The organism is Paenibacillus sp. HJGM_3 (assembly GCF_045062745.1).
In the GTDB taxonomy this organism is placed as follows: domain Bacteria; phylum Bacillota; class Bacilli; order Paenibacillales; family NBRC-103111; genus Paenibacillus_AA.
On the sequence record NZ_JBJGED010000041.1, the window covers coordinates 19,131 to 45,777 of the forward strand.

Consider the following 26,647-nt stretch of genomic DNA (forward strand, 5'->3'; position numbering starts at 1 on the left):
GACACGGCTCCCCGCCGTACCTCGGACAGTCTGGGACTGTGAGAAGCCGTGTCTCTTTTTCTGTCTTGTTGGTCGTTACTTGTTGTAGTTTTGTCCCGGCACCCAATCCGAGAAAATAAAGTCTTCCGGCTTCACGGCGCCGCCCGACCCGTCGATAGCCCGCTTGAGTGCCGCGTTGTTATCATCCGTCAGCTTTTGGAGCGGTTTCTCCAAATCCTTAAGCTGACCCTGCAGGTAACCGAGGAAGATCGTGCCGATGTTCTCTTTCGGCGCGAAGCCGCTGTATTGCGCCATCACGTCGGTCGCGGCCGGATTGTGCTTGTAGACGGTCGGCGTTAGCCGCTTGAAGTCCAACATCATCTTGGAGATTTTCTCATATTGCTCGAACGGCGGTTTTGCATCCTTTATGAGTTCAGGTTTTTTGGAAGGCAGTGTCTGGCCGGTTTTGATAACTTCCGCGTACATATTCTCGTTCAGATACTCAAGGAATGCCTTCACTTCGGGCCAATGCTTCGTATCTTTCGAAACGTAGAGGTATTCGCCGGAACCGCCCTCGAAGTATTGGAACTGCGGACCGCCGTTTTTGGACGGGATCGGCACGACTCCCCAATCCTTGGCCGTGAATACCTCGGGGCCGCCTTTATCATCCGCGCTCAGGTATTGGCCGCTCCAGTTGCCTCCGACCATGAAGGCGACCTCGCCCGTTTTCAGCAGCGAGTAGGCTTTACCCGTATCCGCGTCGATCGTGGCGGGATGCAGCACTTTCTCGTCATACGCCTTCTTGAGGTATTGCATCGTTTCGATATAGCCAGGCGTGTTATAGTTGTATTGCCCCGTCTTGTAGTTGAATCCGGATTCCGGCGTAATGGGGGCCGAAAGCTGGTTCAGCAGGTACGACGCCATATAGTTCGTCTTTGCTCCGAAGGTTAGGGCGTACGTCTTGCCGCCGGATTTCTTGCCCAGTTCTTTGCCGAACGTAAGAAATTCGTCCCACGATTTGGGGATGTCCGCTTCCTTGTAGCCGAGACTTTCCAACACTTTTTTGTTGTAATACATCATCAGCGCGCCATGCAGGGAAGAGTACAACGGGAATGTGTAAACGACTCCTCCGATGCTGCCGTAACCTTCCGCGAACGTACCGTCCGTGTAATTGCCGTAAGTGGTCTTCGGGAATACTTCATCGAGACTGTGGACTCTGCCCAGCTTGACCAGCTGCGCGATCGTATACCCCGTCGGTCTGACGAAGACGTCCGGCAAATCGTTGCCGGTGATCGCCGCCTGGAATTGCGCAACGTCGCCTCCGCCTTCCGGCATATTTTCCAGCTTCACCGTAATATTCGGATACTTCTGCTGGAATCCGGCGATCACGGTGTTGAACGTGTCTTTCCCCAGGCGGTTCCACATCGTGATCGTCACGGGCTTCGTCGACGCCGAAGCCCCGCCCTTCGCTGGCTCGGAGGTAGCATTGCCGGAACTATCTTCCTTCGAGCATCCTGATAGAATACCGCCGACAATCATCATGACTGCTAGGATACTAAGACCGAATTTTTTCATGATTCGTGTTTCCTCCTCATGGTATTTAATGATTCAACTTGGCTTGCATTCCTTATGAAGCGCTTACGAGAAATCAATCTGCATGCCGGATTGATATGGATTCATTGTAACAACGAGCTTTCAGCCAAGTAAGTGACGAATCCGCTATTAACCTGCACGATTCGGCTGACTCTAACGGCTTTGTAAAAGGACGGTTAAGGTGTGTTAAACCGCTGTAAACAAAGGATTATCGTACAAAAATAAAAAATCTTTCAGACTGAAGCCTGAAAGATTTTTTACGTTACACTCCGATTCGGCTATGCTAACGAGCTCTCTTTCATTCCTTCCCACCTGTTCCGTTTCCGGTACATGCCGGGGCTGGTGCCGTAGAAGGACATGAACTTCCGGGTGAAGAACGCCGGCGAATTAAAGCCGACTTCCGTCCCTATATCCAGAATCGATTTGTTCGTGGATAGAAGGAGTCTCGCCGCCTGCTTCAGCCGATGCTTCTGGAGGATGTCCGTGATCGAGTGACCGACCTGCTCCTTGAACAAGTGCGTCAATCTCGACGGAGACAAGCACACCTTCTGGGCAAGGTCGTTCAACTGAATTTGCTGCGCGTAATTTTGCATGAGATATTGAACGACTTCCTGGATCCGCGGATCCAGCACAGCTTGCTCTTTCTCCCTCTGATACCTGGAGAGCAGCAAAATGATTTCCTCCAGGGCGTTCACGGCCAATTCTTCCGACATCGGACCGACGGACTGGTTGTGATGCAGCAAACGCTCGAACGCTTTGTGCACATAATCCCGGATATAAGAATCGTCCAGCCGCAAATAGAGCACGCCGTCCACATTCTCGGTGAAGGACAGCCAGCTGTAAAAGCTCGGCCGCGGGGTGAAATGGCACCACATTTTCTCCCACACGCTGCCCGCAGCGGTGTAGTATTCCTGCGGCGTTCCGGGAGCGATCAGAACGACGTCGCCGTACTTGCATTCGTACGTATGAGAAGGGCTTTCGACAATACCGGTGCCGGAAACGGTGTACATGATCAGCCAATCGCGCGTTCCTTTGGGCCGATGACAGAAGTAACCGTGCTCCTTGCGGTATAATTCCGTCGAGAGAATGCCGGGCGGCCGGTTTTTGGGCGTTACGAAATCTGCAGGATAGTAAGGTTTTCCGCTCAAAAGACCTCATCCTTTCCTCGCCGTACTGAAAGCGTTTTTATTGACCTCCGTTACTACTATAACTTATCTTAGAAGATTACGAAAACCTCTACGTGTAAAAAATCAGTAAAAATTCGCAAGGATGCCTTGGCTGCTGACCGACAGATTGGCCTCATACAGGTGGGAAACGTCGCCGACGCCCAGGCATCGCGGCACCGCCCACTGCTCGGACCGGGCATCCATCAGAATCGTCGTCACCGAGCTGGGCGCCAGCCAACATCCCGACCACAGCATCGGAAGCGGCATTTCCAGCAGGTGCGCCAGCCATGCGAGGCCGAACCCCATATGGCAGAACACGGCGATTTTGCGCTCGTTCGGCTGCAGAATGCGGTAACGCCCTTCTTCCCTGCGGAATCCCGCTGCCTCCATGAAGCGGTCCGAATGGGACCGAATTTCAGCAAAGCCCTCGCGGATGGCCGGGTTGCGGAAAGGCTCAGCCTCGTGAAAATTGTCGCTCGTCAAGAACGGCTTCCAGCCGCGAATGATTTCTCCGTCCACATTCCAGGCGGGGATCGGACGGCCCTTCGTATCGACCGTTTGCCAGTTCTGAATCTCGGCCAGCCAGTCCTGCGTTTCGAACGGCAGGCCTGTCAATTCCCGGGTGTAATTCATCGTATGTTGAGCTCTCTGCAACGGAGAGCAGAAGATACTGTCGATGTTTTCCCGGAGCATCCGATTCGCCAGCGCTTTGGCCTCCAGGTGACCGCGCGGCGTGATGGTATCGTTTTCGTAATCCGGATCAGCGTGCCTGATGATGTAAATGCGCATGCGTACACTCCTTCAGTGATGGTGAAGATCAGGGCTTTGTTTGTTCCCCGTGCAGAGGCCGATCGGCGCGACAAATCGGTGAAGCCATAATCGACAGCAGCATCATCCGAGCTCTCCTTGCGCTATGAGCCATATCTCGTTCATCGATGCAGACCCCCTGCCTGAAATTATATAGAACCGGGTCGGGGCGATGTAACGTCGATGCGGCTGTGAGTCTTCACGATTCCGCTATTTTTCCTGTGCAGGATTGTCTTCATGGGTTTAAGAGTGTCTCAGTGCCTAATCTTTACCCGTCAACAATCGTCTCCCGAACTGCAGGCGTGCTTCAAGTTCGATCCTATACTTGCAATCTTCGCAGCAATGCATACCTTTTCGGTTTCGTTTCACGAGGTCGTAAGCTTGGGTTCCCTCGAAGACCTCAAACTCACTTCTGCAAATATAACAGGTCGAATGCAAACGAAATCTGTTGAATTGTTCCTGCATCGAAATCCCCCTCCCGTCAACGACGACAAAGTCCAGTACTATTGACGTGTTAACCGCAACGCGATATAACTAAATAAAATCTAAATAACACACTGTATTAATTATTTTAATACAGTGTGTTATTTAAGACAAGGGGCAATACCAGTGCCGAAAATCGTGGACCATGAACAAAAAAGAAAACTGATCGCCGAATCGGCATGGAATATTATTGAAAATAAAGGGATCGAGCAAGTGTCAATCCGCGCCGTTGCCGCTGCAGCAGGGTTGTCACCAGGCGCCTTGCGGCATTATTTTTCTACACAGGACGAGCTGTTGTTATTTATTGTGGATTATTATTTGACGAAAGGAGCTGACAAGGCAGAGGGGCTGGAGATAAGCCGTATTCCGTTGAAAGCCGCTAAGGAAGTGCTTTTAGAGCTGCTCCCAATGGATACCGAAAAACGAACTGCAACCGGCGTCTGGTGGGTATTCGCCATCCGTTCCCTCACAAGTTCGACGTTGCGGAAAAAAAAAGACGAGCTCACGGATGGACTTCACCACCTGACTAAAACGGTCCTCGATCTTCTGGCTAGTGCAGAGCTTCTTCCCCCGTCGATAGACATAGAACTCGAAACGCTTAGACTGGCCGCGGTCGTCGAAGGCTTGACGATCCTCGCATTGCTTCGCCCCGAGCTATACACACCAGAGACGATTGAGCGGATCGTCATCCTCCATCTCCGGGAGCTTTGCATGCGCAATACGGATGAATAATTAAGTAGAATCAAGCCATACGATGTTACGTTACTTATGTACGGCAGTTCTCCGCGTTGCCTGCAACGGCAAAATTAAGGGCCATCCTTCAGCGGATGGCCCTTTCTTTCTTGTGCTTGCTGCAATGTAATTATATTGTCTCAACATTGATCCAGTAAATGGATTGCTTTAATATTCTCCTTTAATGACGAAGAACGAACCTCGAATGGTGCCAGCCAGTTTGGACTTCTGTCTTGCAAATTTGAACTTCTTCTCTTCCAACTCCTTAGGTACTTCCATCCCCTCAGAGAGCTTGAATCCAACGGCCCGCTTCTTAGGATCATCCACCGTATACAGGACGTTGACCGCCAGACCATCCTCATAAAAGACGAAGGCCCAATTGATATTTTCTACTTGAAAACGCGATGTTTCTAGAGGTTGGGCCGCAAACTCAATCCCACGTTCTTCTTTCAAAATTCGGTTCACATAATCAAGCGTCTCCTGGCTTTCGCTGGCTGGTACGACCGTAAATTCGTGCTTGTATTTGTTCATGAAGTAACGGGCTTCATTCGCACGCAGACCAGCTAGCGCTTCTGCTACTGGTGAAGATTCCAGACCGACCGTAGACACATTTTTAAAATCGACAATAAAGGACATGCCTCATACCTCCTGCTGATATTGTTTACTTCTTCACAACCGGAATCCACATTTCACCATAAACGAAGCCGTCTCGCTGGCCCATCTCAACCGTCGCATTGGGCCCGCCGACATAGGCGTAATTTTCGGCGGCTGGCAGGACTTGTCCGAAGGCAATGCCAGTAAGCATACTACTCAACTCATCAGCCGACTTCCCTTCGCCTTTAACGACGAGGTATTGTCCCTTAGGAAATTGGATCACTCGGTGTTCTTCCGGTACCGATGAATCTGTCATGACGCCGGCATAATACATCATCTTGTGATTTACCGCTTCGTTTACGGCAAAAATATAGTCGTTCGCAGCAATACTCTTTAACGTGTCAAGCCTTCCATCCTGCTCCACGGTCCGCCAAAAGTTTTCCTTCTCCTTGTTCATGCCGGCATAGTCCGTGTAATCGCTCTTCAGCTCTGTTCCAATCCCAAGAACGATGAAGCTGTCTTTTTCCTCAAAGGTATACGTTGCCATCATCCCAGCTCCTTTTTGAATGGATCAATTGTTGGTTGATTCGCTTGATGGGTTTATCATAACCATAAATCATGTCAAAATATGATACAGTTTAGAGGGCAACCGATTGTCCTCTCCCATTGCGCTCCAACCTAATAGTAGTACTTTAGGTAGTAGAAGTCTATCGGAGTCACGAATGGGCTGGCGTTAATATGGACACCCCATTAGAGTCTGCGGCTTTTCGGACGCAGCGCCCAGGAGGCGATGCCAAGCGCGGCATAGAAAAGCGGAAGAATAATATGGAATCCCCCATCGCCGTAATCATTAGCGAACACATGAGATAAAGCCGCACCCGTCATTAGAAAAAAGATACCGCTATAAGCCCATTCCTTAAGCCGGGGGAAACCTGGGATTACGATCGCAATAACTCCAAGCAATTTCCAGGCTCCGAGAATGTTCGTGACATATAACGGGAAACCAATATCGGTCACTAAATCGACATTGCCGCCATATCGCATCAATTGCCCGATCCCGCTTAATGTAATAGAGAATGCGAGAATGATTGTGACCGTCCAATAAGCGGCTATCCTTCCAGTAGGGCGGGATTCAACCTTCGCGATTTTTTCATTACCGATCATAGTACTCATGCCTATTCCTCCTTTGATCTCGTTTACTTCTTCACAACCGGAATCCACATTTCCCCATATACAAGGCCGTCTCGCTGGCCCATCTCAACCGTTGCATTGGGCCCGCCGACATAGGCGAAGTTATCGGCTTCCGGCAAAACTTGACCAAAGGCAATGCCGGTAAGCATACTGCTCAACTCATCAGCCGTCTTCCCTTCGCCTTTAATGACGAGGTAGTGTCCCTTAGGGAATTGGATCACTCTGTGTTCTCCCTGTACCGATCCTTCCGTCAGGACGCCGGCATAGTACATCCTCTTGCGGTTTACCAGTTCGTTCACAGCAAAGATGTAGTCATTCGCAGCGACAGCCTTTAAAGCGTCCAGCCTTCCATCCTGCTCCACGGTCCGCCAAAAGGTTTCCTTCTCCTTGTTCATGCCGGCATAGTCCGTGTAATCGCTCTTCAGTTCCGTTCCAATACCTAGCACGTTAAAGCTGTCTTTTTCCTCAAGGGTATACGTTGCCATCATCCCAGCTCCCTTTTTTTAATGGATCAAGTCATTTGTTTTTTTACTTGATGGGTTTATAATAACTATTAATCATGTCAAAAAGTGATACTGTTTAGAGGGCCCTATGAAAAAAGTAGAACGGATTAACATCATCATGCGGTACATCAACAACCGCGCCCATTTTACCATTTCGGAAATCATGCATGAGTTCAACATCTCCCGATCGACGGCGATTAGAGATATAAGGGAAATTGAAGCGATGGGAATGCCTTTAGTCGCCGAAGTCGGGAGGGACGGGGGTTATTTTGTGATGCACAATTCCGTCCTGCCCACTGTCCGCTTTACCGATAATGAGATCAAAGCTCTGTTTATCGCCTTCATGGCCACACGAAATCTACAACTTCCTTATCTCAAGAGTCGCCACTCTTTGGCGGAAAAATTGCTCGGCCTCATCTCTGAAAACCAGCAGGATGATCTTGTTCTGTTAAATCAAATCTTGCTCTTCGAAGGTACCAACCCCCACAATCCGGACCTGCTTGATCTATCGGATCTGCCCCATCCTATGCTAGAGCACCTCATCCAAATCCTTCTTGTAGACAGCTACTTGGTGGTTTCCGTCGAAGAAGGAAGGGAAATCAAGTCTTATCCCATCTATCTCATGCGCTTATATCGTGAAAAAAGCTCTTGGCAAATTGAAGGCTTCGACCTGGAGGAGGAAAAGAGGCGGATTATTCCTGTCGACAATCTCACCGATGTCAAACCCTACCCCGAGAAAAAAAGAATAAGCAAGAAGAAGATTGAAGAACAACTAAGCAAGCAGGAAGAAGCCATCAACCTAGTCCTCGAACTTGGTCCCAAGGCGATTGCCCAGTTCAAAAAGTATCATCCATTAAAAATTACAATTTCGTACACGAATCCTTATCAAACCACGGCTATTTTAAAGACTTTCATCGATGTTCATCATCCGGATGAATTGGCCGAAGTAACAAATTGGCTGCTTTTCTTAGGTGGAGATATCAAGTTGAGGGAAATACCGAAGGAAGTTGTAGAAGGATTACAGGAGAGAGTGGATATTTTAGGGAACAAGTAATGGACCATAACCGTTCGGACGCAAAAAAAGAGCCTGAACTTTTTCAGTATCAGACTCATTCTTTATTCAACAGTCGTTAGAAGTTCCCGGCCATCTCGCACGCCCGCATGATTGCCTTTTCTTTAATCATTGGCGCTTGGTCCGGGGCGACGGCCATACCTTCAACAAAGATGCCTTCAAAGTCAGGTATGCCAAGGAACTTCATAATGGTAGCCAGATGGCGATGACCCATTTCAAAGTCTGCACTAGCTGAGCCTGGAGACAGCTCGCTTCCGCTCGCTTGAATGTGAACGGCTTTTTTATCACCCAGCAGACCGACATATCCCTTACCTGGAATATACGTAAAGGTTTTACCTGAAACGCAGATGGAGTCGATATATGCTTTCATAACCGGTGGATAGGAATAATTCCATATCGGATTTACAAATACGTATTTATCAGCAGCAGCAAATTGATTGACCAGTTCACCGAGACGACTTACTTTCACTTTTTCTGCATGGGTCAAACTTTCAAATGCAGCGCCTGCCCCTAATTTACCCCAACCGCTAAAAACATCGGCATCCAGTTGCGGAATATCCATTTTGTATAGATCAAGATGTACAACTTCATCATTCGGATTTGCGGCACGGTAAGCCTGTATAAATTCGTTTCCTACCGACATGCTAAACGATTTTTCATGATCTTGCGGATTCGATGTGATATACAATACTGTAGCCATCTTTCTCTACCACCTTCATTTTTGTTTGGGAAGCCAAAATTGAGCATGACGAGAGCTAACTTAGCCGGACCACTCACACTTTCTTGATTACATGGGAAGCACTCCTTCATTGTTCTGATCGGTGCCGTCGGTTCAGGCCCTTCACTCCCATGACGGATCGACTCAGGGGAACGTGACAGGAAGCGAACAGAGAAAAGCAGAAGCCCCCTCGTGCGAGGGGACTTCTGCCATTGATAAGTAGATGTGAAGCTTCACGTGATGTCGTCAACCATCTTTCCGTCCGTAAATCTCTCTTAGTCTCCCAAGACCGCCAGGTCAAGCCGGTGGATGCGCACGGGGTCGGAGATCACACTTATTTCTGCGATTTTGTCCGCCTTGACCGTGAGCATGATTACGAATGACAGTTTGCCACGCGGGGCTACGATGATCCCCACGGTACCGTTCACGAGGGCCGGCTGTGCGTCACGACCGCGGCCTGCCACCACCCGCTTGGCCACGATCCGTACGTCGCGAACCTCTCTTCTTATGCCGCCGCGATCGTCCAAGAGCACGATCTGCGGGTCAAGTATTTTGAGCAGTGCATCGAAGTTGCCTGCACGCGCGGCCGAGAGGAAGGACCCGATCAGTTCCCGCTGGCGTACCAAATCGGCCTTGGGATTCTTCTTCACTCCTTGCACACGGCGGCGTGCACGGCTCGCGAGCTGCCTGGCTGCTGTTTCGGTTCTGCCTACGATGAGAGCGATCTCCGAGAACGACACCGCAAATACATCATGCAGCACGAACGCCACGCGCTCGGCGGGGGTCAACCGGTCAAGCACCACGAGCAGCGCAAGCCCGACAGAATCGGCTAACAGCGCTTCGTACTCGGGGTCGCTTCCGTCTCCGCCGCTCGTCATCGGCTCGGGCTCATCCGATTCCAAGGGCATCTCACGCCTCGATTTACGCGAGCGAAGCATGTCCAGGCATATCCGAGCGACTACCGTCGTCAGCCACCCGCCCATATTCTCGACACCACTGGTATCGGTTCGGCTGATACGCAGCCAAGCCTCTTGCACGGCGTCCTCCGCTTCGCTCAGAGAGCCAAGCATCCGATAAGCCGCCATCTGCAGGCGACCCCGGTGCGCCTCAAATTGCTCAGCAAGCAAGCTATGGTCGATCATGGATCACCTACCTTTCCCTAATACTCCCCTATATATTGACGTATAAAACCCTCCTGACGTGACAAAAAAATCAGGGCATTCGATTCGAAAGTCACCCACTGAATAAAGCCTTCATCTGAAAGCATATATCATGATCGTGCAACACACAAAGACCACTTTCGTGAGGGGTCTTCAACCTTTTTCAGGAGGGATGAACATACGAACCATCAACAACCCGGCAGGACGTCGAAGACCTTCGCCGGGACGGAACAGCGCCCGCAGCGCTGACCGAACACACCACATTACTATGTACTCTGCTATAATTAGAATTAACAAATTTAGGAGGGATGAGCATAGTGATCATTTCCGAAAACGAGCCTCTTGCGGTCACCTTGGTCGAGGCAATCCGCACCGGCGATGTCCCGGGATTGCAGAAACTGCTCACCGGGAATCCGGGACTTGCTACGGCGAGAATTATCGGAGGCGATACGTGCAACGGGAACGTGTCGCGTACGCTGCTGCATGTGGCTACCGACTGGCCCGGCCATTTTCCTAACGGTGCGGCGACGGTGGCCGAATTGGTCAAAGCTGGTGCTGAGGTGAATGCTCGAATCACCAGCCGCCCTCATGGTGAGACACCTCTTCATTGGGCTGCGAGCAGCGATGATATCGAGGTGCTCGACACGCTTCTTGATGTCGGCGCTGATATTGAGGCGTCTGGTGCGGTCATCGCCGGTGGAACGCCGCTGGACGATGCAGTGGCGTTTGGGCAGTGGAAAGCTGCACACCGGCTGGTTGAGCGCGGTGCAGAGTTCACGCTCTGGCACGCGGCCGCGCTTGGACTGTTGGATGACATGGAAGCCCACTTTGCTGGGACCACACTTTCGCGGCGATATCCGTGGGGAGCCAGCCACAATCCACCCCCGGATGAAGTTACCGTCGCCTTCTGGTGCGCTTGCCACGGCGGACAGCGGCACTCTGCCGAGTATTTGCTCGAACGAGGGGCCGAACTGAACTGGATTTCCGTATGGGACGGACTGACCCCTTTGGATGCAGCACAACGAAGCGCTACAGTCGAAGTGGTTCAGTGGTTGCGCAACCGGGGCGCTAAATCCGCCAAAGAACTGCATCGTTAAGATATCGTAAATAGTCCCCTCCTGGCCATCGAATGGGGACTCGGGGATCCTATTTGTAGTAGGAAAACACGACAGGTTAGAGGATGCAATGCATCCAGCGCACTGGCAGCTTGCGGGTCGGTCAGATGCGACAGCTTCTCCAGCACATAAAGCTCGCCGAAGCCGCTTGCGCCGACTTTGCAGCCGCGCGTGGCCCATAACAAAACCTCGCACAGCAAAGGTCCTTTCCAAGTGCGCTGCGGGATTTTCCAAAAAACTTGCCGTTACTTGTGATACGGTTCACTGTGTTTGATCTTGAACTATTGGAATTATGAATCCTCGAATCCCCAACGCCTGCCGCTTCGCCAAAAAAGCGCCCTTAGCGGGCGCTTTGCATTTGGCGTCTCGCCAAAATGCAGCGCCATTACCGGGCGTTCTGCATTTGGCGTTGATCCTTATACTGCAGCTCGAACAAGCGGTGATAGTACCCCTTCTGCGCCAGCAGCTGATAATGGTTGCCGATCTCCCGTACCTTGCCCTTGTGCATGACGATGATCTGATCCGCGTGCTGGATCGTCGACAGCCGGTGTGCGACGATGAGCGTCGTCCGGTCCTTCGAGATCGTCTTCAGCGCGCTCTGCACGATGAGCTCGGTCTCGGTGTCGATGTTCGACGTCGCCTCGTCGAGGATCAGGATGTCCGGGCGGAACACGATCGCCCGCGCGAACGACAGCAGCTGCCGCTGGCCGAGCGACAAGTTCACGCCGCGCTCCCCGAGCGGCGTGGCGAAGCCGAGCGGCTGCTTCTCGATGAACGGCGTCATGTTCACCATCCGCGCCGCTTCCTTCACTTGCTCGTCGGTGATCGACGCTTCGTTCAGGCGGATGTTCGAGGCGATGTCGCCGGTGAACAGGAACACGTCCTGCTGCACGATGCTCACCGTCCGGCGCAGCTCCTCGAGCGGGATGTCGCGGATGTCGACGCCGTCCAGCTTGATCGAGCCCTTCTGAATATCGTAGAAGCGGTTGATGAGCTGGATGATCGAGCTCTTGCCGGCGCCCGTCGCTCCGACGAAGGCGATCGTCTGGCCGGGCTCGATCCGGAAGCTCACGTCCCGCAGCACCCACTCCTCATCGTTATATGCGAACCAGACATGATCGAAGACGATTTCGCCGCGGGGACCGTGAGCCGGCAGCGACTTCGGCTGTTCCGCGTCGACGATCGTCGGCTGCTCGCCCAGCATGTCGAAGATGCGCTCCGCTCCGACCATCGCGGTCTGGATCTGGTTGTATTTCTCCGCCAAGCTCATGAGCGGGTTGAAAAACTGCCGCACATAATGCGTGAAGGCGTACACGATACCGAAGGTGATCGTCCCCTCGAGCACACTTGCGCCCCCGTACCAGATGAGCAGCGCGATCGCCAGGTTGCCGAGGAATCCGATCGCCGGCTGGAACACCGAGTTGATGACCGTGCCGCGCATCCCGGCTTTGTAGTGCTGCGTGTTGAGATCGTCGAACTGCTCCCATTGCTTCTGCTCGCGGATGAACATCTGCGTGATCCGGATGCCGGAGAGGTTCTCGGCGAGGAACGAGTTCAGCCGCGCGAGCAGGAGCCGCATCGTCCGCTGCGCCTCTCGCACGACCATCCGGTACCAGAACGTCATCCCGAACAAGAGCGGCATGACGACGAGCATGAGCAGCGTCAGCTTCAGGTTGAGCGAGAACATAATGCCGAGAATGCCGATGAGCACGATCAAGTCTTTGACCAAGTTCACGACGACCTGCGAATACAGCTGGTTGAGCGACTCCGTGTCCTGCGTGACCCGAACGACGAGCCGGCCGACCGGGTTGCGGTCGAAGTACGTGGAAGACATCCGGCTCAAATGCTCGAACAGCTGTTGCCGGATGCGGAAGATGATATGCTGCCCGGTATATTGCAGGAAGTTCGTCTGCAAGTAGTTCAGGACGGAGCCGATGACTACCGCCCCGAGGAACAGACCGCCCAGCACGAGCAACCCGGTGTAATCCCGCTGATGGAACTCGTCGACGAGAGAGTCCGGCATGAGCTCGGCCGGCAGTCGCACATCCCCCGCCACCGCGGTGAGGCGGCCGTTCGTTTCCGTAACGAGATCCGGCGTCTGCGTCTGTTCCGGCAGCCAGCCTCCCCGTACGAGGAAGGAGTTGCCCTGTTTCTCGACGATCTGTGCCGCTTCCACGCCTGCGGGCAGCTCGCCGGGCCGCTCGCCCGGCTGCAGGCGCACATAGGCCCGGTCGCCAACTACGAACGGGTCGCCATAGCGCTCGAGCGTATCGGCCTGCCCCGATGGGACCGACACCATCGGGCGGTTCAAACCGTTGATATGATCGTCGATCGCGACTTTTATAATGTACGGCCGCGCCAGGTCGGTGACGACGATCAGAAACGCCATGCAAATGCACAGCGCCACCATCTTCCAATGCGGCTTGACGTAAGCCAGCATTTTGCGCATCAGCTGCGAGTCTTTGACTGCGACCAGCTGTTTTTCCGAATGAATGCTCAACCGACTTTCCCCCCAGCTCTACCCTTCGACTCCAGCTTCGTGTTCGCCAGCATCGGCTCCATGAACTCATGCTGCTCGGCCGCTTCATCCAGAAGCTGCTTGTGATACATATCCGCATAGAGGCCGTTCAAGGCGAGCAGCGATTCATGCGTACCACGCTCCACGATCTCGCCTTCCTCCATCACGACGATCTGATCCGCCGCTTTCACCGAAGAGATGCGATGCCCGATAATGATCGTCGTCCGGTCGTTCATGACCTCGTTCAAGCCTTGCAGGATCCGATCCTCCGTCTCCGTGTCCACCGCCGACAAGCTGTCGTCGAAGATGAGCACCGCGGGCTTTTTGATGATCGCGCGGGCGATGCTGACCCGCTGGCGCTGACCGCCGGATAAGGAGATGCCCCGTTCGCCGAGCGCCGTCTGGAATTGATTCGGGAATTCTATGATGTTGTCGTACACTTGGGCGATCTTGGCCGCCTCTTCGACCTCCTCGTCCTTATACGGCTTCGGGTCGAAGCTGATGTTGTCGCGGATCGTGGAGGAGAACAGGAACTGGTCCTGCGGCACCATCCCGACCTCCCGGCGCAGCACCTTGAGCGGAATCTCGTGAATGTCCCGCCCGTCGATGAACAGCGTCCCGAGCGGCGGGTTATACAAGCGGACGAGCAGGTTGATGAGCGTGCTCTTGCCGCTGCCGACCCGGCCTACGATCGCCAGGCTGCTCCCCTTAGGAACGTCCAGATTGATGTTCTTAAGCGAGAGCGTATGCGCCTCGGGATAGCTGAACGACAAATTGCGAATCTGGATATGGCCTTCGAGCCGTTCGATGCTCATGTCCGCTTGCTTGTCGTCCGCCACATCCGGCTGCGTATTCAGGATCCCCAGGATCCGGGTCTCGGAAGCCCGCCCCCGCTGCATCGTATTGACGACCTTGCCCAAGTTCTCGATCGGGCCCATGAGCAAGGACAAGTACGTATTGAACGCGACGAATTCTCCCAGCGTGATCGTCCGCTTCAGCACGAGAATGCCGCCGAACACGACCGACACGAGGAAGCTCAGGCCTACCACAGCGGAGCTGGAGGCGCCGAACAGCGAGTTCGTGCGCACTAGGCGGCGGTTCATCGCCACCGCGTTCTGATTGTCTTGCCGGAACAGCCCGATTTGCTGCTTCTCCTGCACGAACGCCTTCACGACGCGGATGCCGGCCACGAACTCCTGCACGCGGCTCGTGAGATCGCCGATCGTCTCCTGCACCGCCGTCGATTCCTTTTGAATGCGCTTGTTGAACCGATACGCGAGTACGCTTAGCAGCGGCAGCGGCAGCATCGTGATGAGCGTCAGCAGCGGGTTCACCGTAGTCACCATGGCCACCACGGTAATCGTGATTAGGAACGCCGCTTCCAGCGTATTGAAGATGCCCGACATCGTCACCTCGCGGATAACGCTGACGTCGCTGATCGCGTGCGACATGAGGTCGCCGATCCGCTTGTTCTTGAAATATTGTGCGGACAGCGTCTCCCAATGGCGGAACAGGTCGTCCCGAATGCGCTTGTCGAGGATCCGGGACAGCCGGAACAAATAGATGCGGGAGGTGGAACGGAAGAAAGCGATCCCAAGGCCGGCCGCGGCCATCCACAGGGCGATTCGCACCGCGCCGGAATACGTCAGCTCCGACTGCTCCAGCCGGTCCGTGAATTGCCCGAGCAAGTCCGGGATGACGAGCTGCAGCAAGCAAGAAATGGACAATAATGCAAAACCGAAAAGATATGAAAATTTGTGCTGGACAATGTGTCCCCACAAAATGCTTCGTCGAATCATCCGCGCCCTCCTTAGAAGTTTGAATCCCATAAAGTAAGATTACATGCCTCTAATGGAAGAAACCATGGATTTAAGCGCCGTAAATAATGGACTATCTTATCAAAGATTTTACCGATACACTCCGTTTCTTTTTCCAATCATAGACAGTGGAAACCGCTACAGTCGCTATCGGAACCGTCCAGAGAAACACGGCATAGGGCAGGAACGCCAGCACGTCGACGCCCAGAATTGTGGCGCACAGCAAGGCGAGCAAGTTCCAAGGTACCAGGGGAGCGAAAAGCAGGGTCGTATCCGAGACGACCCGGTTCAGCTGCTCCGGCGTAAACGTCTTGCGCCACGATGGCAGCAAATTGCGGCCGCTCATCATAATCGGCAGCGTCTGTGTGCAGCAGACGAGGCAAAGGACGAGCCCAAACAATCCGACACGCACTGTCCCGGCGGCAAGCGCCCGGCTCTTTCCTACGATCGACTCCCACAAACCGTCCGCGAGCTTCGTATGCTGTAAGGTGCCGTTGAAGGCGCCGGCCACGGCGATCAGGCTGACAAGCTCGATCATATGGACGAGCCCTTTTCCATGCAAGGACGGTTGCGAGATGTCGTCATAGCCATACGCTATATAGTGCAGCCATACCTGCGGGTCGAACGCCTGAGTAGCCATGCCGACCGCGATCGCCACGGCGATCGAGAGGAGGAAGGCGTTCCGTGTCTTCCAGCGCAGCAGATTGGCGGCGAGCAGCGCAGCAGGCGGAAGCAGCAGCCACGGACTGTAGGCGAACGTTCCGGCGTACATCGTCCCGGTAGGGTGATCGGCCGGCAGCGACCAGCCGCCCTGCCCGTCCATCAGGATGTAGGCGATGGCTGCCGCCACGACGCCGATGAGCGCCGTCGGCAGCAGCTCCGGCGAGAGCGGGCGGAGCGACGTTGCGGTCGAGACGCCGACCAGCTTCCTAGCGCTCGAGAACGGGGAGCAGCGCTCCCCGACGAAGGCGCCGGAGACGAGCGCCCCGGCCGCCGCACCCAGCGGGACGCCGAGTGTCGCGCTGACACCGATCAGCGGGATGCCGACGAAGCTGAGCGTCCCCGTCGATGTGCCGAGCAAGAGCGCGACTGCGGTAGAGAGCAGGAAGCTGCCGGTCAAGAACCAGGCGGGCGGAACGAGTCCGATGCCTAGATCGATCATATAAGGAATCGTGCCGCATGCGGTCCAGGCCGGAATGAGTATTCCGACGCACACCAGGATCCAGATGACTTCCCGAGTCTCGATCATGCCTTGGAACAGCGGCCTCGCCACATCGCGCCATGTGAAGCCGTGACGGCGAATGAGGAGGAGCAAAGCGGCGAACCCTGCGAGAAATCCGATGACGAGAGGCATGTCCAACGCGGAGGCCGTTGCAAGCCCGCCCAGCGTGCACACCAACAGGGCGATCCACTGAGCTCTGCTCATAGCGTGCTGCGAAACCGCCACACGTTTATTTTCGCCGGTCCTCCCTCGATCCAACGGTGCAGCCGGTTCCACCGGGACTCCCGATCCGTCTCTTGCAGCCGCTCTTGCCGGAACTGCGCAACATGCTCCTCCGTTTGCACCTCCCAGATTTCGAGGAAGAGGCAAGGCTGATCCGCCGATTCCAGCCACTCTACGCCCTTCTGGTCCGCCTGCAGCTCGCGCACGAAGCTTATGTATGCCTCCCGGAATTCGGGGGACACTTTATACTCGACAAAAACTTTATGCACGTGCATTACCCCACTTTGATTTATTTTTTCAGAAAAAACATGGTACAATAAGTGTATCACCAATTGGTCCAGACTTGATAGGAGGAGACTTTTATTTGGACACAGGTACTCATCTAGTCGTAGGACTCGGCCTCGCGGGGCTCGCCCATGTCGATCCCGTCGTCGCGTCCGACAGCGTCACTGCAACCGCCGTCCTGATCGGTACTGTAGTCGGTTCCCAGATACCGGATTCCGACGGACTGCTGCGTCTGAAGGGCAATGCCGCTTATATTCGCAATCACCGTGGGAAATCGCACTCTCTGCCGGCCATCGCCATCTGGACGACGCTCGTCACACTTGTCATGACACTGCTGTTCCAAGGAGCTTCCCTCTCGCATGTCGCCCTGTGGGTGTTCATCGCGGTCGGGTTTCACGTATTCTCCGATCTGTTCAACGCATACGGCACCCAAGCGTTCAGACCCTTCACGGAGCGCTGGATCTCGTGGAACATCATTCACATCTTCGACCCGATTATGTTCGCGGCTCACGTGGTAGCCATTTTCCTGTGGTCCGTCCATCTCGGCCCGCCTGAGGTCATTTTCCCGACGCTCTACGTGCTGCTAGCCGGTTATTATGTGTGGCGTACGGTCGCGCATTGGATGGTCCACCGCCGTGTAAGGCTGCAGGATCCTCAATACGATCCGGCGCACCGCTACCTTATCATTCCGACCATTCACTTGTACGTCTGGAACGTGGTGAAGGTGAAGGGCGACGGTCATTACGAGCTCGGTGAATATAAGAACAATATGCTCCGCTGGATCGACAAGGTCGACTTCGAGCACCATCCGGCGGTCGAAGCTTCCCGTACCCATCCCGATGTCAGCGCCTTCTTGTATTTCACCTCCTACGCCTGCGCGGAGCTGAGGGAGCACGCCTGGGGATACGAAGTACGCTGGGTCGATGTCCGCTACCGGCACCGGAAGCAATATCCGTTCGTGGCCGTTTTGCTGATGGATAAGCATTATCGCCCGATGGATTCCTATGTCGGCTGGCTGAACGAAGGCCGGGTGGGTAAAAAGCTCAAGATCAACGCCTACTAGGGCTCCAATAGGAGCATACAGAAGAAGCTCAAGGGAATCGCTCCCTTGAGCTTCGATTTCGATGGATCAGTTGGTGTATTAGAAATTCCGCATGCCCATACCGGTCATGCCGCCGCCAGACATCGACTGCTCCGCCATTTGCACGAGTTGCTTGGTGATCGATCCACCGATCGAACCCATGTCGCGGCTAGTCATGTCGCCGTAATAGCCGCCTGCCGGAAGCGTGATGCCGAGTTGGGCTGCGGCTTCGAATTTCATTTGATCCAAAGCTTGGGCTGCTTGAGGCACTAAGATTCGATTGCTGCTGCGAGATTGGCCTGCCATGAGAGTACTGCTCCTTTCAATCTGCGTGATATTGGTTGAGCTGCAAGCTTGCAAGCTTAGTATGTTTCGCAGATGAAGGAATATTCATTAATACCTCACAATGTGAAGAAAGTCCGGAGGTCCCTCTATGAACCGTTCGTTAGCTCTTCTGTTCGCCCTGCTCTGTGTGGGTCTGCTCTGCGGAGTCAGCCTGTCCATCGCTTATCGCAGCGTATGGGGTGCGATTCTCTGCACCGTCGCCGCGATAGGCTGCATGGGGTACGGCTTCGCGCTCAGCGCCAGAATGCGCCGCAAGCGAGGAGGCTGACTTGGACCGGATCAGTTAGGGAAGAACGAAGCCCATCTTCTCCTTTACTTTCCGGACGGTCGCTTCCGCGATGACGGAGGCGTTCTCGGCGCCTTGCTTCAGCACCGCCTGCAGCTCGCCGGACGAGCGAATCTCCCTATACCGCTTCTGGATCGGTTCCAGGGTCGCGACGACGACCTCGGCCAAGTCTTTCTTGAACGGCCCGTAGCCTTGTCCCGCATACTTCGCCTCGATGTCGCCGAGCGAGAGATCCGAGCAGCTGGCATAGATGCTCATCAGGTTCGACACTTCCGGCTTCGACGCCGGATCATGCGTCACTTCGCGGCCGGAGTCGGTCACGGCGCGGCTGATCTTCTTGCGGATGACATCCGGCTCGTCCAGCATCGCGATGTAGCTGCCCGCGTTCGGGTTGCTCTTCGACATCTTCTTGGACGCGTCGTCCAGCGACATGATGCGCGCGCCGACCTTCGGAATGTAGCCGTCCGGGATGCGGAACGTGTCGCCGTACCGTTGGTTGAACCGGTGCGCCAAATCCCGCGTCAGCTCGAGATGCTGCTTCTGGTCGTCGCCTACCGGGACGAGCTCGGTATCGTAGAGCAGGATGTCCGCGGCCATCAGCGACGGGTACGTGAACAGCCCCGCTCCGATCGATTCCTTGCCGCTCGACTTGTCCTTGAACTGCGTCATCCGCTCCAGCTCGCCCATGTACGTAAGGGTCGTCAGCAGCCAGCCGAGCTCGGCATGGGCGCGAACGTGCGACTGCAGGAAGACGTTCGACTTGGCCGGATCGAGGCCGGAGGCGAGGAACAGCGCCGTGACGGACTCCGTCTGCTCGCGGAGCGCCGCCGGGTCTTGCGGGACGGTGATCGCATGCAGGTCGACGACCATGAAGAAGCATTGATGCTCCTCCTGGAGCAGCACGTAATTGCGCAGCGCGCCGATGTAGTTGCCTAGCGTGAGCTGGCCGCTCGGTTGAATTCCACTTAATACGCGTTTCATCTGGAGAACCTCCAATTTTTATTTGAAAATCCAATTCCGAACAACAAAAAAAGCCCTCGTCGAAGGGACGAAAGGCCGCGGTACCACCCTAATTTGTTTTCTGTCGGCCGGTGCGCCGCCAAGTACAGAAAACCTTGAAGTTCCGGTAACGGGGAACCGCCGTTCCGCCTACTGACGCCGCTCGCGTAAGCGACGATGTTCGGCTTCAAGCTCCAGGACCCATTCGAATGACGCGCCGTACCGGCTCTCAGCAGCTGCCGGCTCTCTGAAACGGCTGCGCCATCCTACTCTTTCCTGTCATTGCCTTAACCTTCAAAGGAACCTCTTAGCGAGTTTCACGGTGAAGCGTGTATTTCTTCAGGCGCGGGCAGTACTTGTTCATCTCGATCCGTTGCGGATGAGTCTTCTTGTTCTTCGTAGTCGTATAGTTACGGTCGCCCGTCTCCGTGCAAGCCAGAGTAACGATAACGCGCATCAGGATACACCTCCTTTACATAGTACGCAAACTGATCTTACGACACAATCGCATAATTAATATAATACCAGCCTGTCGCCGTCCCGTCAAATAAAGATTGCCGAAAATCCGCGTAGCCACGCTATTGAAGGGCCGTTTCAAACGAAGTATAGTGGTATCAGCAACTACATAACGGAGGAACGCCAATGTCTACTGAACAACATCGCCGGGAAGCGCCCGCCACCGTCCGCTGCATGGTCATTACTGTCTCCGATACGCGCACGCCGGACACCGACAAGAGCGGCCAATTAATGAAGCAATTATTGGAAGAATCGGGCTGTACGATTGTGGATTACCGGATTGTGACGGACGATTACGGGCCGATTCAAGATCTCATTCGCGACGCAGCCGCTTCTCCGGATATCGAGGCCGTGCTGCTGAACGGAGGGACCGGCATCGCCCTGCGGGATACGACCTACGAAGCGGTTCGCGACGTGCTGGACAAGGAGATGCCCGGATTCGGGGAGATCTTCCGCTACTTGAGCTTCGCCGAAGACATCGGCCCCGCTGCCATCCTGAGCCGCGCGGTCGCCGGCGTATGCGGCAATACGGCCGTCTTCTCCATGCCGGGCTCGACCGGCGCGGTGAAGCTGGCGATGACCCGGATCGTCGTACCGGAGCTGAAGCATGTGATGCGCGAAATTTACAAAGACCGCAAGTAAACCGTTTTTCATTCCGCTAACAAGTCGCCGCCCCTCTCGTCATAAGGTCTAATAACGGACCGCTTGGCGTTCGGGGCGGCGATTGTTGTTTGCAGCGGGAGGTGACGGGAACGATGGGCGAAAAAAGCAGGAACGAGTCCAGGTGGCCCCAAGGAAGCTTGGTGAAGCGCATTCTGAACATGCCCGGTCTGGCATTCGATTACTTGAAAGGCAAAACCGCCGGCCTGCTCCTCTCCTCCGAATTGGCCGAGCAAGGGGAGGGCATCCGCCTGGACGCCAAGCTGCTCACCCGGCTGCGTCAGGCCTACGCTGCCTTGCCTGCGAACGGCGCCCCGAACGCGGCGGAAGCGGAACATCGGCCACTGGTTCGCCGGATCCGGGAGGAGACCGCCAGGCTGAACTGCAATAACGTCACGCGGACGCAAGCCTACTACGACATCTACTGCCGTCACCCGGAGCTGCATTGGGCGCTGCTCGCGCACATGGTATCGCGTAACGGCGGGTGGAGCATGACCGACCTGAAGGGCGAGTTCGTCCCTCGTCTGATGGCTGCCGGCCGAGCTGAGGAGCTGTTCGCCTTCCTGGAGCGGGGGAACGCGCTGATTTTCTATGATACATACCCGCAGCTGCGCTTGTATGAGCTTAGCCTTGAACGGAATGCCAGCCTGTTTCACTTGCTGCCGGCCTTCGACGTGTCGGTCTTCATGAAGCCCATCTGGGACTTGTTCTGGCAAGAACGGTGCAGCGAGCTGCTGACCATAGGGCTGATCGTCAACGAGCAAACCTATATCGAAGGCAGGGTCGCGCAGAAGGAGCCCTACAAGTCGTTGCTGGACTCCCATCTGCTGCAGCTGCATGCCCTGCTTCAGCTGAATGTCATCGCGTTCCCTTACGGCGCCGCCGGCGCTTCGCCCCCGAGGCTGGCCGGACGCGTATTGGAGCGGTTCTCCGACCTCGAGGAACGCATCGGCCTCGGCCGGAATCTGTACGCGCTAGTCTTCGGCGTGCCGTCTGTGCGGGAAGGGATCCTGCGCTTCGCCGCCTCCGTCCCGCATTCCGGCTCCAGAGCCGACTATTGGCCCCAGCTGTTCGCTCCGATCCGTCACGCTCCTCCCGCACCTAAGTACGCTGAGAAGCTGAACGGCTGCTCCCTGGTGAAGGCCACCGATCCGCTCTACAGTCCGATCCTTGCCGACGCCTGGAAAGATCGGCCGCTGCAGCCCCCGGAACTGTATGACTGGTTCGTCTCCGAGACCGGCTACAAGACCGCCGAAGCGCTCCGCCATTTCACCGACATCGGCATTCCCCGTTCGTTCGAAATGACCAACGAAGCGTGCTTCGCCCTGAACAAGCTCGAATTGGCGGTTCTCGCGAGCGGTTACTCCCAGTCCTAATCTTGTCCGCAGGCGCATACCTTAATAGGGATCTTCATCCTGCACGCGAAGGAGAATGCCGCTTGCATACGTTAGGGCGCTGGAGCGCACACATCGTGGTCGGACTGGCTTGCCTCTATCTGACGGCCCTCATCCTCACCCGCCGCGAGCCGCCCGATCTCGCTTTTCTGGCCGCCTTCAACTGGACCGGCTTCAAAACCTTGCTCATCGGCATCCTGCTGGAAGCGATCCCCTTCGTCCTGCTGGGGGTCCTGACGTCCGCCCTGCTGCAAATCTTCGTCTCCGAGCAGACGGTACGGCGGCTCACCCCTCGCAATCCCGTACTCGGCACTTTGTTCGCCTGTGCGCTCGGCCTGATCTTCCCGCTCTGCGAATGCGGCATGATCCCGATCATCCGCCGCCTTATGGTGAAGGGGATGCCGCTCTACATCGCGGTCGTGTTCATCTTGGCCGGACCGATCCTGAACCCGGTTGTGTTCGCCTCGACATACATGGCGTTCCGCGCGCGGCCCGAGATCGCTTATTCTCGCATGGGGCTGGCCTTCCTCATCGCGTTCGCCATCGGCTTGCTCGTCTACCGGTTCTACAAGCGCAATCCGCTTCGAGGTTACCATCCCCATACCCCGATGAGCTTCGTACGGACCGCACGTCCTGCGCATGCTCCTGATCATACACACGAACATGGTCATACTCACACGCACGTACACGGTGCACAGCCTGAGATCCCAAACCGGCTCGCTTCCGTGCTCTCCCACGCTTCGGACGAGTTTTTCGAGATGGGCAAATATTTGATCTTCGGCGCGATGCTGACCGCCTGCATCCAGACGATGCTGCCAAGCGAGAGCCTCGCTTCGATCGGCCAAGATCACTGGAGCTCCAATCTGTTCATGTTAGGCTTCGCCTACGCCTTATCGCTCTGTTCTACATCGGATGCGTTCGTAGCCTCGTCATTCGCAGGCACTTTCACCGCCGGGTCGCTGCTCACGTTCCTTGTCTTCGGACCGATGCTGGATTTCAAAAATACGCTTATGCTGTTGTCCGTCTTCCGCGTCCGCTTCGTCCTGCTGCTCGGCGGAGGGGTTGTGGCGCTGGTGCTGCTTGGGGCGGAAGCGTTCGAACGACTGCTGCTTTAGGAAGGAATCCGGTCTGGCCATTATAATGGGAGGTGTTGCCCCATGTCCGCCCGCCCTTTTCTGTGGGTTCATGCCGTCATCAAAGCCGGGATCTTGCTCGGCTTCGCCGGGTACATCTCATTTTTGGTCAAATCCGACGCCCTGTTGCTCTACATCGCACCGGGCATGACGCCGTTCGTCAAGCTGGCCGCAATCGCCTTGGCTGTCGTGGGAGTCTATCAGCTATACGAGGCGTTCCGCCAATACCGGGGCGAGCCGCCGTCCTGCGATTGCGAGGACGAAGGACACAGCCATGAGCCCTCCCGTTCGGTATTCAAAAACCTGCTGTTCTATGGGTTGTTCGCGGTGCCCCTTGTGCTCGGCTTCTTGCTGCCGGATGCTTCCCCGGGAACGGATCCCCACCATGAACATGCGGTTCAGCAGCCGAGACAGTCGGAGACGGTTCCCCACTCCCACCCAACAAAACCGTGACAGCGAAAAGGCGAGTTTGATAGAATGGACTTTAGTCCATTCCATAGAAGGAGCCATTGTCCAATGCCGATTACCCAGCAAACGTGGCAGGGCGTTCCCGTCCATGTCCTTGAGAACGACCAATTCTCCGTCACCCTCTGTCCTTCCCTCGGAAGCAATATGATCCGGATGTGGGATAAAATCGCGAAACGCGAAGTATTGCGGGTTCCGGATACGCTGCAAGCGATTCAGGAGCAGCCCGGGCACTTCGGCATTCCGATGATGATGCCGCCGAACCGGATCCGCCATGGCGCATTCGATTTCGATGGCCGACACTACCAGCTCGCGATCAACACCCCGCAGGGGCATCATATTCACGGCATCCTGCGCAGCCGCCCCTGGCAAGTGATCCGAACCGGGGAAGCCGACGGGCGGCTGTCGATTACGACGTCGTTCCGCACCACGGACTACCCGGAGCTCGACGAGCAATATCCGCATGACCTGACGATGGAGGTGACGTACACCCTTTCCGACTCCGGTCTGCTGCAGGAAGTCTCCGCTACCAACCATAGCGGCTTATCGGCTCCGTACGGGTTCGGCGTCCATACGTGGTTCATGATCGACGGCGAGCCGGAGCGGTGGACGTTCCAGCTGCCGACCGAAGCGATCTGGGAGCTCGACCCGGATGCGATGCCGACCGGCAAGCTGCTGCCGCTAGGCGGTTTCAGCTCGATGGCCGAGGGCATCAATCTGGCCGGACGGACACTCGATACGGTCTTCCAGATCGGCGACAACCCGGTCGTGTCCGTGCTGTCGAAGCCCGGCTATTCGATCCGCTACTCCGGCTCGGATGCGTTCAAGCAGTGGGTGATCTACACGAAGGGTGAAGCCAAGGATACGATCTGCATCGAGCCGTACACATGGGTTACGAATGCCCCGAACGTGCCGCTCGACGCCTCCGTGACGGGGATGAGCGCCTTGGCGCCCGGTGAGACGCGCACGCTGTGGATCGATATGCAAATTACGCGGGATTAAACGGAATAACACGAGAGATTAATTGGAAGAGGAGCTTTCATTAACAATGAGTGGATATGCAACGGTTATCGGAACGGTGTTCATCGATTGCAAAGGATTCCCGTTCCAGACTTACATCCCGACCGGCCGCAACCTCGGCCGCATTCAATTCGTGCACGGCGGCGTTGGCCGCAATATCGCCGAGAACCTGGGGCTCATGGGCGTGCCGACACAGCTGGTCTCCTCGGTGGACAACACCGGGTTAGGCATGGAGGTGCTGCAGCGGTTGAACAGCTCAGGCGTACGGACAGAGGAGATGGCCCGTGCCGATCAAGAAGGCATGGGGATGTGGATGGCGATTCTGAACGAGCGTGGCGACTTGGCCGGCTCGATCTCGCAGATGCCGAATTTGACCGCTATGGCGGAGCACTTCGCGCAGCATGGGGATGCGATCGTCCGCTCGTCGTCCCACATTCTGCTGGAGCTGGACTTGAACGCCGAGCTGTCCACCGCGGTGGTGGAGCTGGCGGCGAAGCTGGGCAAGCCGGTGTACGGCATCCCGGGCAATCTGGACGTCATCCTGCAGAAGCCTCAGCTCTTGACCCAGCTGGCATGCTTCATATGCAACCACGTGGAAGCGGAACGGCTGCTCGGCCGGTCGTTCATCGAGCTGAGCGAGAGCGAACAGCTGACGACGATTCGTGAGCTCGCGCGCAAGCTTGGCCTCCCGCAGCTCGTCGTCACCCTCGGCGAGGAAGGCTCGGTCTATTATGACGGCACGGTCGGCGCCGACGGAGAAGCCGGGGTTCAATCCGTGTACCCGGTCGCGGTCGAGGATTCCAGCGGTGCCGGGGATGCCTACTTCTCCGGTACGGTCATGGGCCTAATGCGGGGTCTGCCGCTCCGCCAAGCTGTCGTCTGCGGCACCAAGGTTGCCGGCTGGACGATCGAGTCGCCGGAGAACAATTGCAAGACGCTTCGCGACAAACTGTCCGGCGATGCGGTGATCGCAGCCCTGCCGCTCACCGTTTAGTATGCCGTTCGTCTAATGTTCGGTGCCGACGGCGCGGCGCAGCCGGTCGGTTAGACGGCGGACTACCGCTTCCGTGTCTTTCATAAGCGGGCGGTAGTCCTGGCCGTCGATCACTTCGAGAAACTGCTCTGCGGCCCGCAGCACTTGTTCGCGGTACGACCGCAGCGGGAACCGGTACAGCTCCTGCTCCCGATAGCTCCGATCCTCCGCCTGCTCCACCAGCACCCACTCTACCTCGCCTTCCTCCTCCAGCACTTGGGTCCGGAACAGAATCGCTCTGCACTCCGGGTCGCCGCACCCGCACACGAAGAACGGAACCGACGTCCAGTCGCCGATCTCCGCCCAGCGGTTCGGCATCGTCGGCTCGAAGCCGCTGTATAGCAGCGCCGGCAAGCCTACGTCCACACACATCGACTCGTCTATGATGATTTCTCCGTCCGCCTCCACCTTCACATCGGCCTGTACGATTTGCAAGTCCGGCTCCAGCTTCATCCCTTTGATCTCCAATCGAAACATGCTCATTCCCCCACTCTCTAAGGCCTCTCCATCATGTTCCTCCTAGTATACCAGAACAACT

At 55.7% G+C, this 26,647-nt stretch carries 28 protein-coding genes and 1 other annotated feature; of the genes, 11 read left to right on the forward strand and 17 right to left on the reverse strand.

Going from position 1 to position 26,647, the window contains the following annotated elements:
- Window positions 1–75: 75 nt before the first annotated feature.
- The 3 genes from ACI5FR_RS30740 to ACI5FR_RS30750 all read right to left on the reverse strand — a co-directional run bounded on the left by ACI5FR_RS30740 (window position 76) and on the right by ACI5FR_RS30750 (window position 3,527).
- Entirely contained in the window at window positions 76–1,554 is a 1,479-nt protein-coding gene (locus ACI5FR_RS30740; RefSeq protein WP_405461621.1) for an ABC transporter substrate-binding protein, read from the reverse strand.
- Window positions 1,555–1,850: 296 nt separating this feature from the next.
- On the reverse strand, window positions 1,851–2,720 hold the full coding sequence (gene araC / locus ACI5FR_RS30745; protein WP_405461623.1) for an arabinose operon transcriptional regulator AraC: 870 nt from the start codon (window positions 2,718–2,720) through the stop codon (window positions 1,851–1,853).
- Window positions 2,721–2,822: 102 nt separating this feature from the next.
- Window positions 2,823–3,527, reverse strand: coding sequence for a histidine phosphatase family protein (locus ACI5FR_RS30750; protein WP_405461625.1), 705 nt, complete (start codon window positions 3,525–3,527; stop codon window positions 2,823–2,825).
- A gap of 627 nt (window positions 3,528–4,154) precedes the next feature.
- Between ACI5FR_RS30750 and ACI5FR_RS30755 the strand changes: the two genes are divergently transcribed.
- Window positions 4,155–4,760: a TetR/AcrR family transcriptional regulator gene (locus ACI5FR_RS30755; protein ID WP_405461627.1), complete on the forward strand. Its 606-nt coding sequence runs from the start codon at window positions 4,155–4,157 to the stop codon at window positions 4,758–4,760.
- A gap of 168 nt (window positions 4,761–4,928) precedes the next feature.
- Here ACI5FR_RS30755 and ACI5FR_RS30760 read toward each other — a convergent pair whose 3' ends face one another.
- The 4 genes from ACI5FR_RS30760 to ACI5FR_RS30775 form a co-directional block, all read right to left on the reverse strand.
- Window positions 4,929–5,396, reverse strand: a complete 468-nt coding sequence (locus tag ACI5FR_RS30760; protein ID WP_405461629.1) for a phage tail protein — start codon at window positions 5,394–5,396, stop codon at window positions 4,929–4,931.
- Between the two features lie 25 nt (window positions 5,397–5,421).
- Window positions 5,422–5,901 carry a GyrI-like domain-containing protein gene (locus tag ACI5FR_RS30765; protein ID WP_405461631.1) on the reverse strand — a complete coding sequence of 160 codons (480 nt, stop codon included), beginning with the start codon at window positions 5,899–5,901 and terminating at the stop codon, window positions 5,422–5,424.
- 203 nt (window positions 5,902–6,104) lie between these two features.
- Complete coding sequence (locus tag ACI5FR_RS30770) at window positions 6,105–6,527, reverse strand: DoxX family protein (RefSeq protein ID WP_405461633.1); 423 nt, start codon at window positions 6,525–6,527, stop codon at window positions 6,105–6,107.
- Between the two features lie 23 nt (window positions 6,528–6,550).
- A complete protein-coding gene (locus ACI5FR_RS30775; RefSeq protein WP_405461635.1) occupies window positions 6,551–7,030 on the reverse strand; it encodes a GyrI-like domain-containing protein in 480 nt (159 codons plus the stop codon).
- Window positions 7,031–7,136: 106 nt separating this feature from the next.
- Here ACI5FR_RS30775 and ACI5FR_RS30780 point away from each other — a divergent pair, with 106 nt between their 5' ends.
- Entirely contained in the window at window positions 7,137–8,102 is a 966-nt protein-coding gene (locus ACI5FR_RS30780) for a helix-turn-helix transcriptional regulator (RefSeq protein WP_405461637.1), read from the forward strand.
- Window positions 8,103–8,178: 76 nt separating this feature from the next.
- Here ACI5FR_RS30780 and ACI5FR_RS30785 read toward each other — a convergent pair whose 3' ends face one another.
- Window positions 8,179–8,820, reverse strand: a complete 642-nt coding sequence (locus tag ACI5FR_RS30785) for an NAD(P)H-dependent oxidoreductase (protein ID WP_405461639.1) — start codon at window positions 8,818–8,820, stop codon at window positions 8,179–8,181.
- A gap of 293 nt (window positions 8,821–9,113) precedes the next feature.
- The gene (locus tag ACI5FR_RS30790) at window positions 9,114–9,980 is read right to left on the reverse strand and encodes a sigma-70 family RNA polymerase sigma factor (RefSeq protein ID WP_405461641.1); all 867 of its coding nucleotides are present in this window, start codon (window positions 9,978–9,980) and stop codon (window positions 9,114–9,116) included.
- Window positions 9,981–10,306: 326 nt separating this feature from the next.
- Here ACI5FR_RS30790 and ACI5FR_RS30795 point away from each other — a divergent pair, with 326 nt between their 5' ends.
- Window positions 10,307–11,095 (forward strand): ankyrin repeat domain-containing protein, encoded by a 789-nt coding sequence (locus tag ACI5FR_RS30795; protein ID WP_405461643.1) that lies wholly within the window; start codon window positions 10,307–10,309, stop codon window positions 11,093–11,095.
- Window positions 11,096–11,498: 403 nt separating this feature from the next.
- Here the strand turns inward: ACI5FR_RS30795 and ACI5FR_RS30800 are convergent, their stop codons facing one another.
- The 4 genes from ACI5FR_RS30800 to ACI5FR_RS30815 all read right to left on the reverse strand — a co-directional run bounded on the left by ACI5FR_RS30800 (window position 11,499) and on the right by ACI5FR_RS30815 (window position 17,161).
- Window positions 11,499–13,613, reverse strand: coding sequence for an ABC transporter ATP-binding protein (locus ACI5FR_RS30800; protein WP_405461645.1), 2,115 nt, complete (start codon window positions 13,611–13,613; stop codon window positions 11,499–11,501).
- On the reverse strand, window positions 13,610–15,430 hold the full coding sequence (locus ACI5FR_RS30805) for an ABC transporter ATP-binding protein (protein WP_405461647.1): 1,821 nt from the start codon (window positions 15,428–15,430) through the stop codon (window positions 13,610–13,612). The genes ACI5FR_RS30800 and ACI5FR_RS30805 overlap by 4 nt, the downstream gene beginning before the upstream one ends.
- A 91-nt stretch (window positions 15,431–15,521) precedes the next feature.
- Window positions 15,522–16,874 (reverse strand): Na+/H+ antiporter NhaC family protein, encoded by a 1,353-nt coding sequence (locus tag ACI5FR_RS30810; protein ID WP_405461649.1) that lies wholly within the window; start codon window positions 16,872–16,874, stop codon window positions 15,522–15,524.
- Window positions 16,871–17,161: a hypothetical protein gene (locus tag ACI5FR_RS30815; protein WP_405461651.1), complete on the reverse strand. Its 291-nt coding sequence runs from the start codon at window positions 17,159–17,161 to the stop codon at window positions 16,871–16,873. Before ACI5FR_RS30815 ends, ACI5FR_RS30810 begins: the two co-directional genes overlap by 4 nt.
- A gap of 95 nt (window positions 17,162–17,256) precedes the next feature.
- Here ACI5FR_RS30815 and ACI5FR_RS30820 point away from each other — a divergent pair, with 95 nt between their 5' ends.
- The gene (locus ACI5FR_RS30820; RefSeq protein WP_405461653.1) at window positions 17,257–18,240 is read left to right on the forward strand and encodes a metal-dependent hydrolase; all 984 of its coding nucleotides are present in this window, start codon (window positions 17,257–17,259) and stop codon (window positions 18,238–18,240) included.
- A 78-nt stretch (window positions 18,241–18,318) separates the two neighbouring features.
- Here the strand turns inward: ACI5FR_RS30820 and ACI5FR_RS30825 are convergent, their stop codons facing one another.
- Window positions 18,319–18,564 carry an alpha/beta-type small acid-soluble spore protein gene (locus ACI5FR_RS30825; protein WP_405461655.1) on the reverse strand — a complete coding sequence of 82 codons (246 nt, stop codon included), beginning with the start codon at window positions 18,562–18,564 and terminating at the stop codon, window positions 18,319–18,321.
- A 127-nt stretch (window positions 18,565–18,691) separates the two neighbouring features.
- Between ACI5FR_RS30825 and ACI5FR_RS30830 the strand changes: the two genes are divergently transcribed.
- Window positions 18,692–18,871: a DUF5325 family protein gene (locus ACI5FR_RS30830; protein ID WP_405461657.1), complete on the forward strand. Its 180-nt coding sequence runs from the start codon at window positions 18,692–18,694 to the stop codon at window positions 18,869–18,871.
- A gap of 15 nt (window positions 18,872–18,886) precedes the next feature.
- Here the strand turns inward: ACI5FR_RS30830 and trpS are convergent, their stop codons facing one another.
- Window positions 18,887–19,870, reverse strand: a complete 984-nt coding sequence (gene trpS / locus ACI5FR_RS30835; protein ID WP_405461659.1) for a tryptophan--tRNA ligase — start codon at window positions 19,868–19,870, stop codon at window positions 18,887–18,889.
- A 60-nt stretch (window positions 19,871–19,930) separates the two neighbouring features.
- Window positions 19,931–20,180 (reverse strand) — a binding site (T-box leader).
- A 15-nt stretch (window positions 20,181–20,195) separates the two neighbouring features.
- On the reverse strand, window positions 20,196–20,345 hold the full coding sequence (gene rpmG / locus ACI5FR_RS30840) for a 50S ribosomal protein L33 (protein WP_405461661.1): 150 nt from the start codon (window positions 20,343–20,345) through the stop codon (window positions 20,196–20,198).
- 185 nt (window positions 20,346–20,530) lie between these two features.
- Between rpmG and ACI5FR_RS30845 the strand changes: the two genes are divergently transcribed.
- From ACI5FR_RS30845 to ACI5FR_RS30870, 6 genes are all read left to right on the forward strand, one after another.
- Window positions 20,531–21,046, forward strand: a complete 516-nt coding sequence (locus ACI5FR_RS30845; protein WP_405461663.1) for a MogA/MoaB family molybdenum cofactor biosynthesis protein — start codon at window positions 20,531–20,533, stop codon at window positions 21,044–21,046.
- A gap of 113 nt (window positions 21,047–21,159) precedes the next feature.
- On the forward strand, window positions 21,160–22,440 hold the full coding sequence (locus ACI5FR_RS30850) for a DUF2515 family protein (protein ID WP_405461665.1): 1,281 nt from the start codon (window positions 21,160–21,162) through the stop codon (window positions 22,438–22,440).
- Window positions 22,441–22,502: 62 nt separating this feature from the next.
- Complete coding sequence (locus ACI5FR_RS30855; RefSeq protein ID WP_405461667.1) at window positions 22,503–23,573, forward strand: permease; 1,071 nt, start codon at window positions 22,503–22,505, stop codon at window positions 23,571–23,573.
- A 42-nt stretch (window positions 23,574–23,615) separates the two neighbouring features.
- Entirely contained in the window at window positions 23,616–24,044 is a 429-nt protein-coding gene (locus tag ACI5FR_RS30860; protein WP_405461669.1) for a DUF1980 domain-containing protein, read from the forward strand.
- Window positions 24,045–24,107: 63 nt separating this feature from the next.
- Window positions 24,108–25,058: an aldose 1-epimerase gene (locus tag ACI5FR_RS30865; protein WP_405461671.1), complete on the forward strand. Its 951-nt coding sequence runs from the start codon at window positions 24,108–24,110 to the stop codon at window positions 25,056–25,058.
- Between the two features lie 46 nt (window positions 25,059–25,104).
- Window positions 25,105–26,070 carry a PfkB family carbohydrate kinase gene (locus ACI5FR_RS30870; RefSeq protein WP_405461673.1) on the forward strand — a complete coding sequence of 322 codons (966 nt, stop codon included), beginning with the start codon at window positions 25,105–25,107 and terminating at the stop codon, window positions 26,068–26,070.
- Between the two features lie 12 nt (window positions 26,071–26,082).
- On the opposite strand, the gene ACI5FR_RS30875 is transcribed toward ACI5FR_RS30870, so the two are convergent.
- A complete protein-coding gene (locus ACI5FR_RS30875) occupies window positions 26,083–26,586 on the reverse strand; it encodes a hypothetical protein (RefSeq protein ID WP_405461675.1) in 504 nt (167 codons plus the stop codon).
- Between the last annotated feature and the right edge of the window lie 61 nt (window positions 26,587–26,647).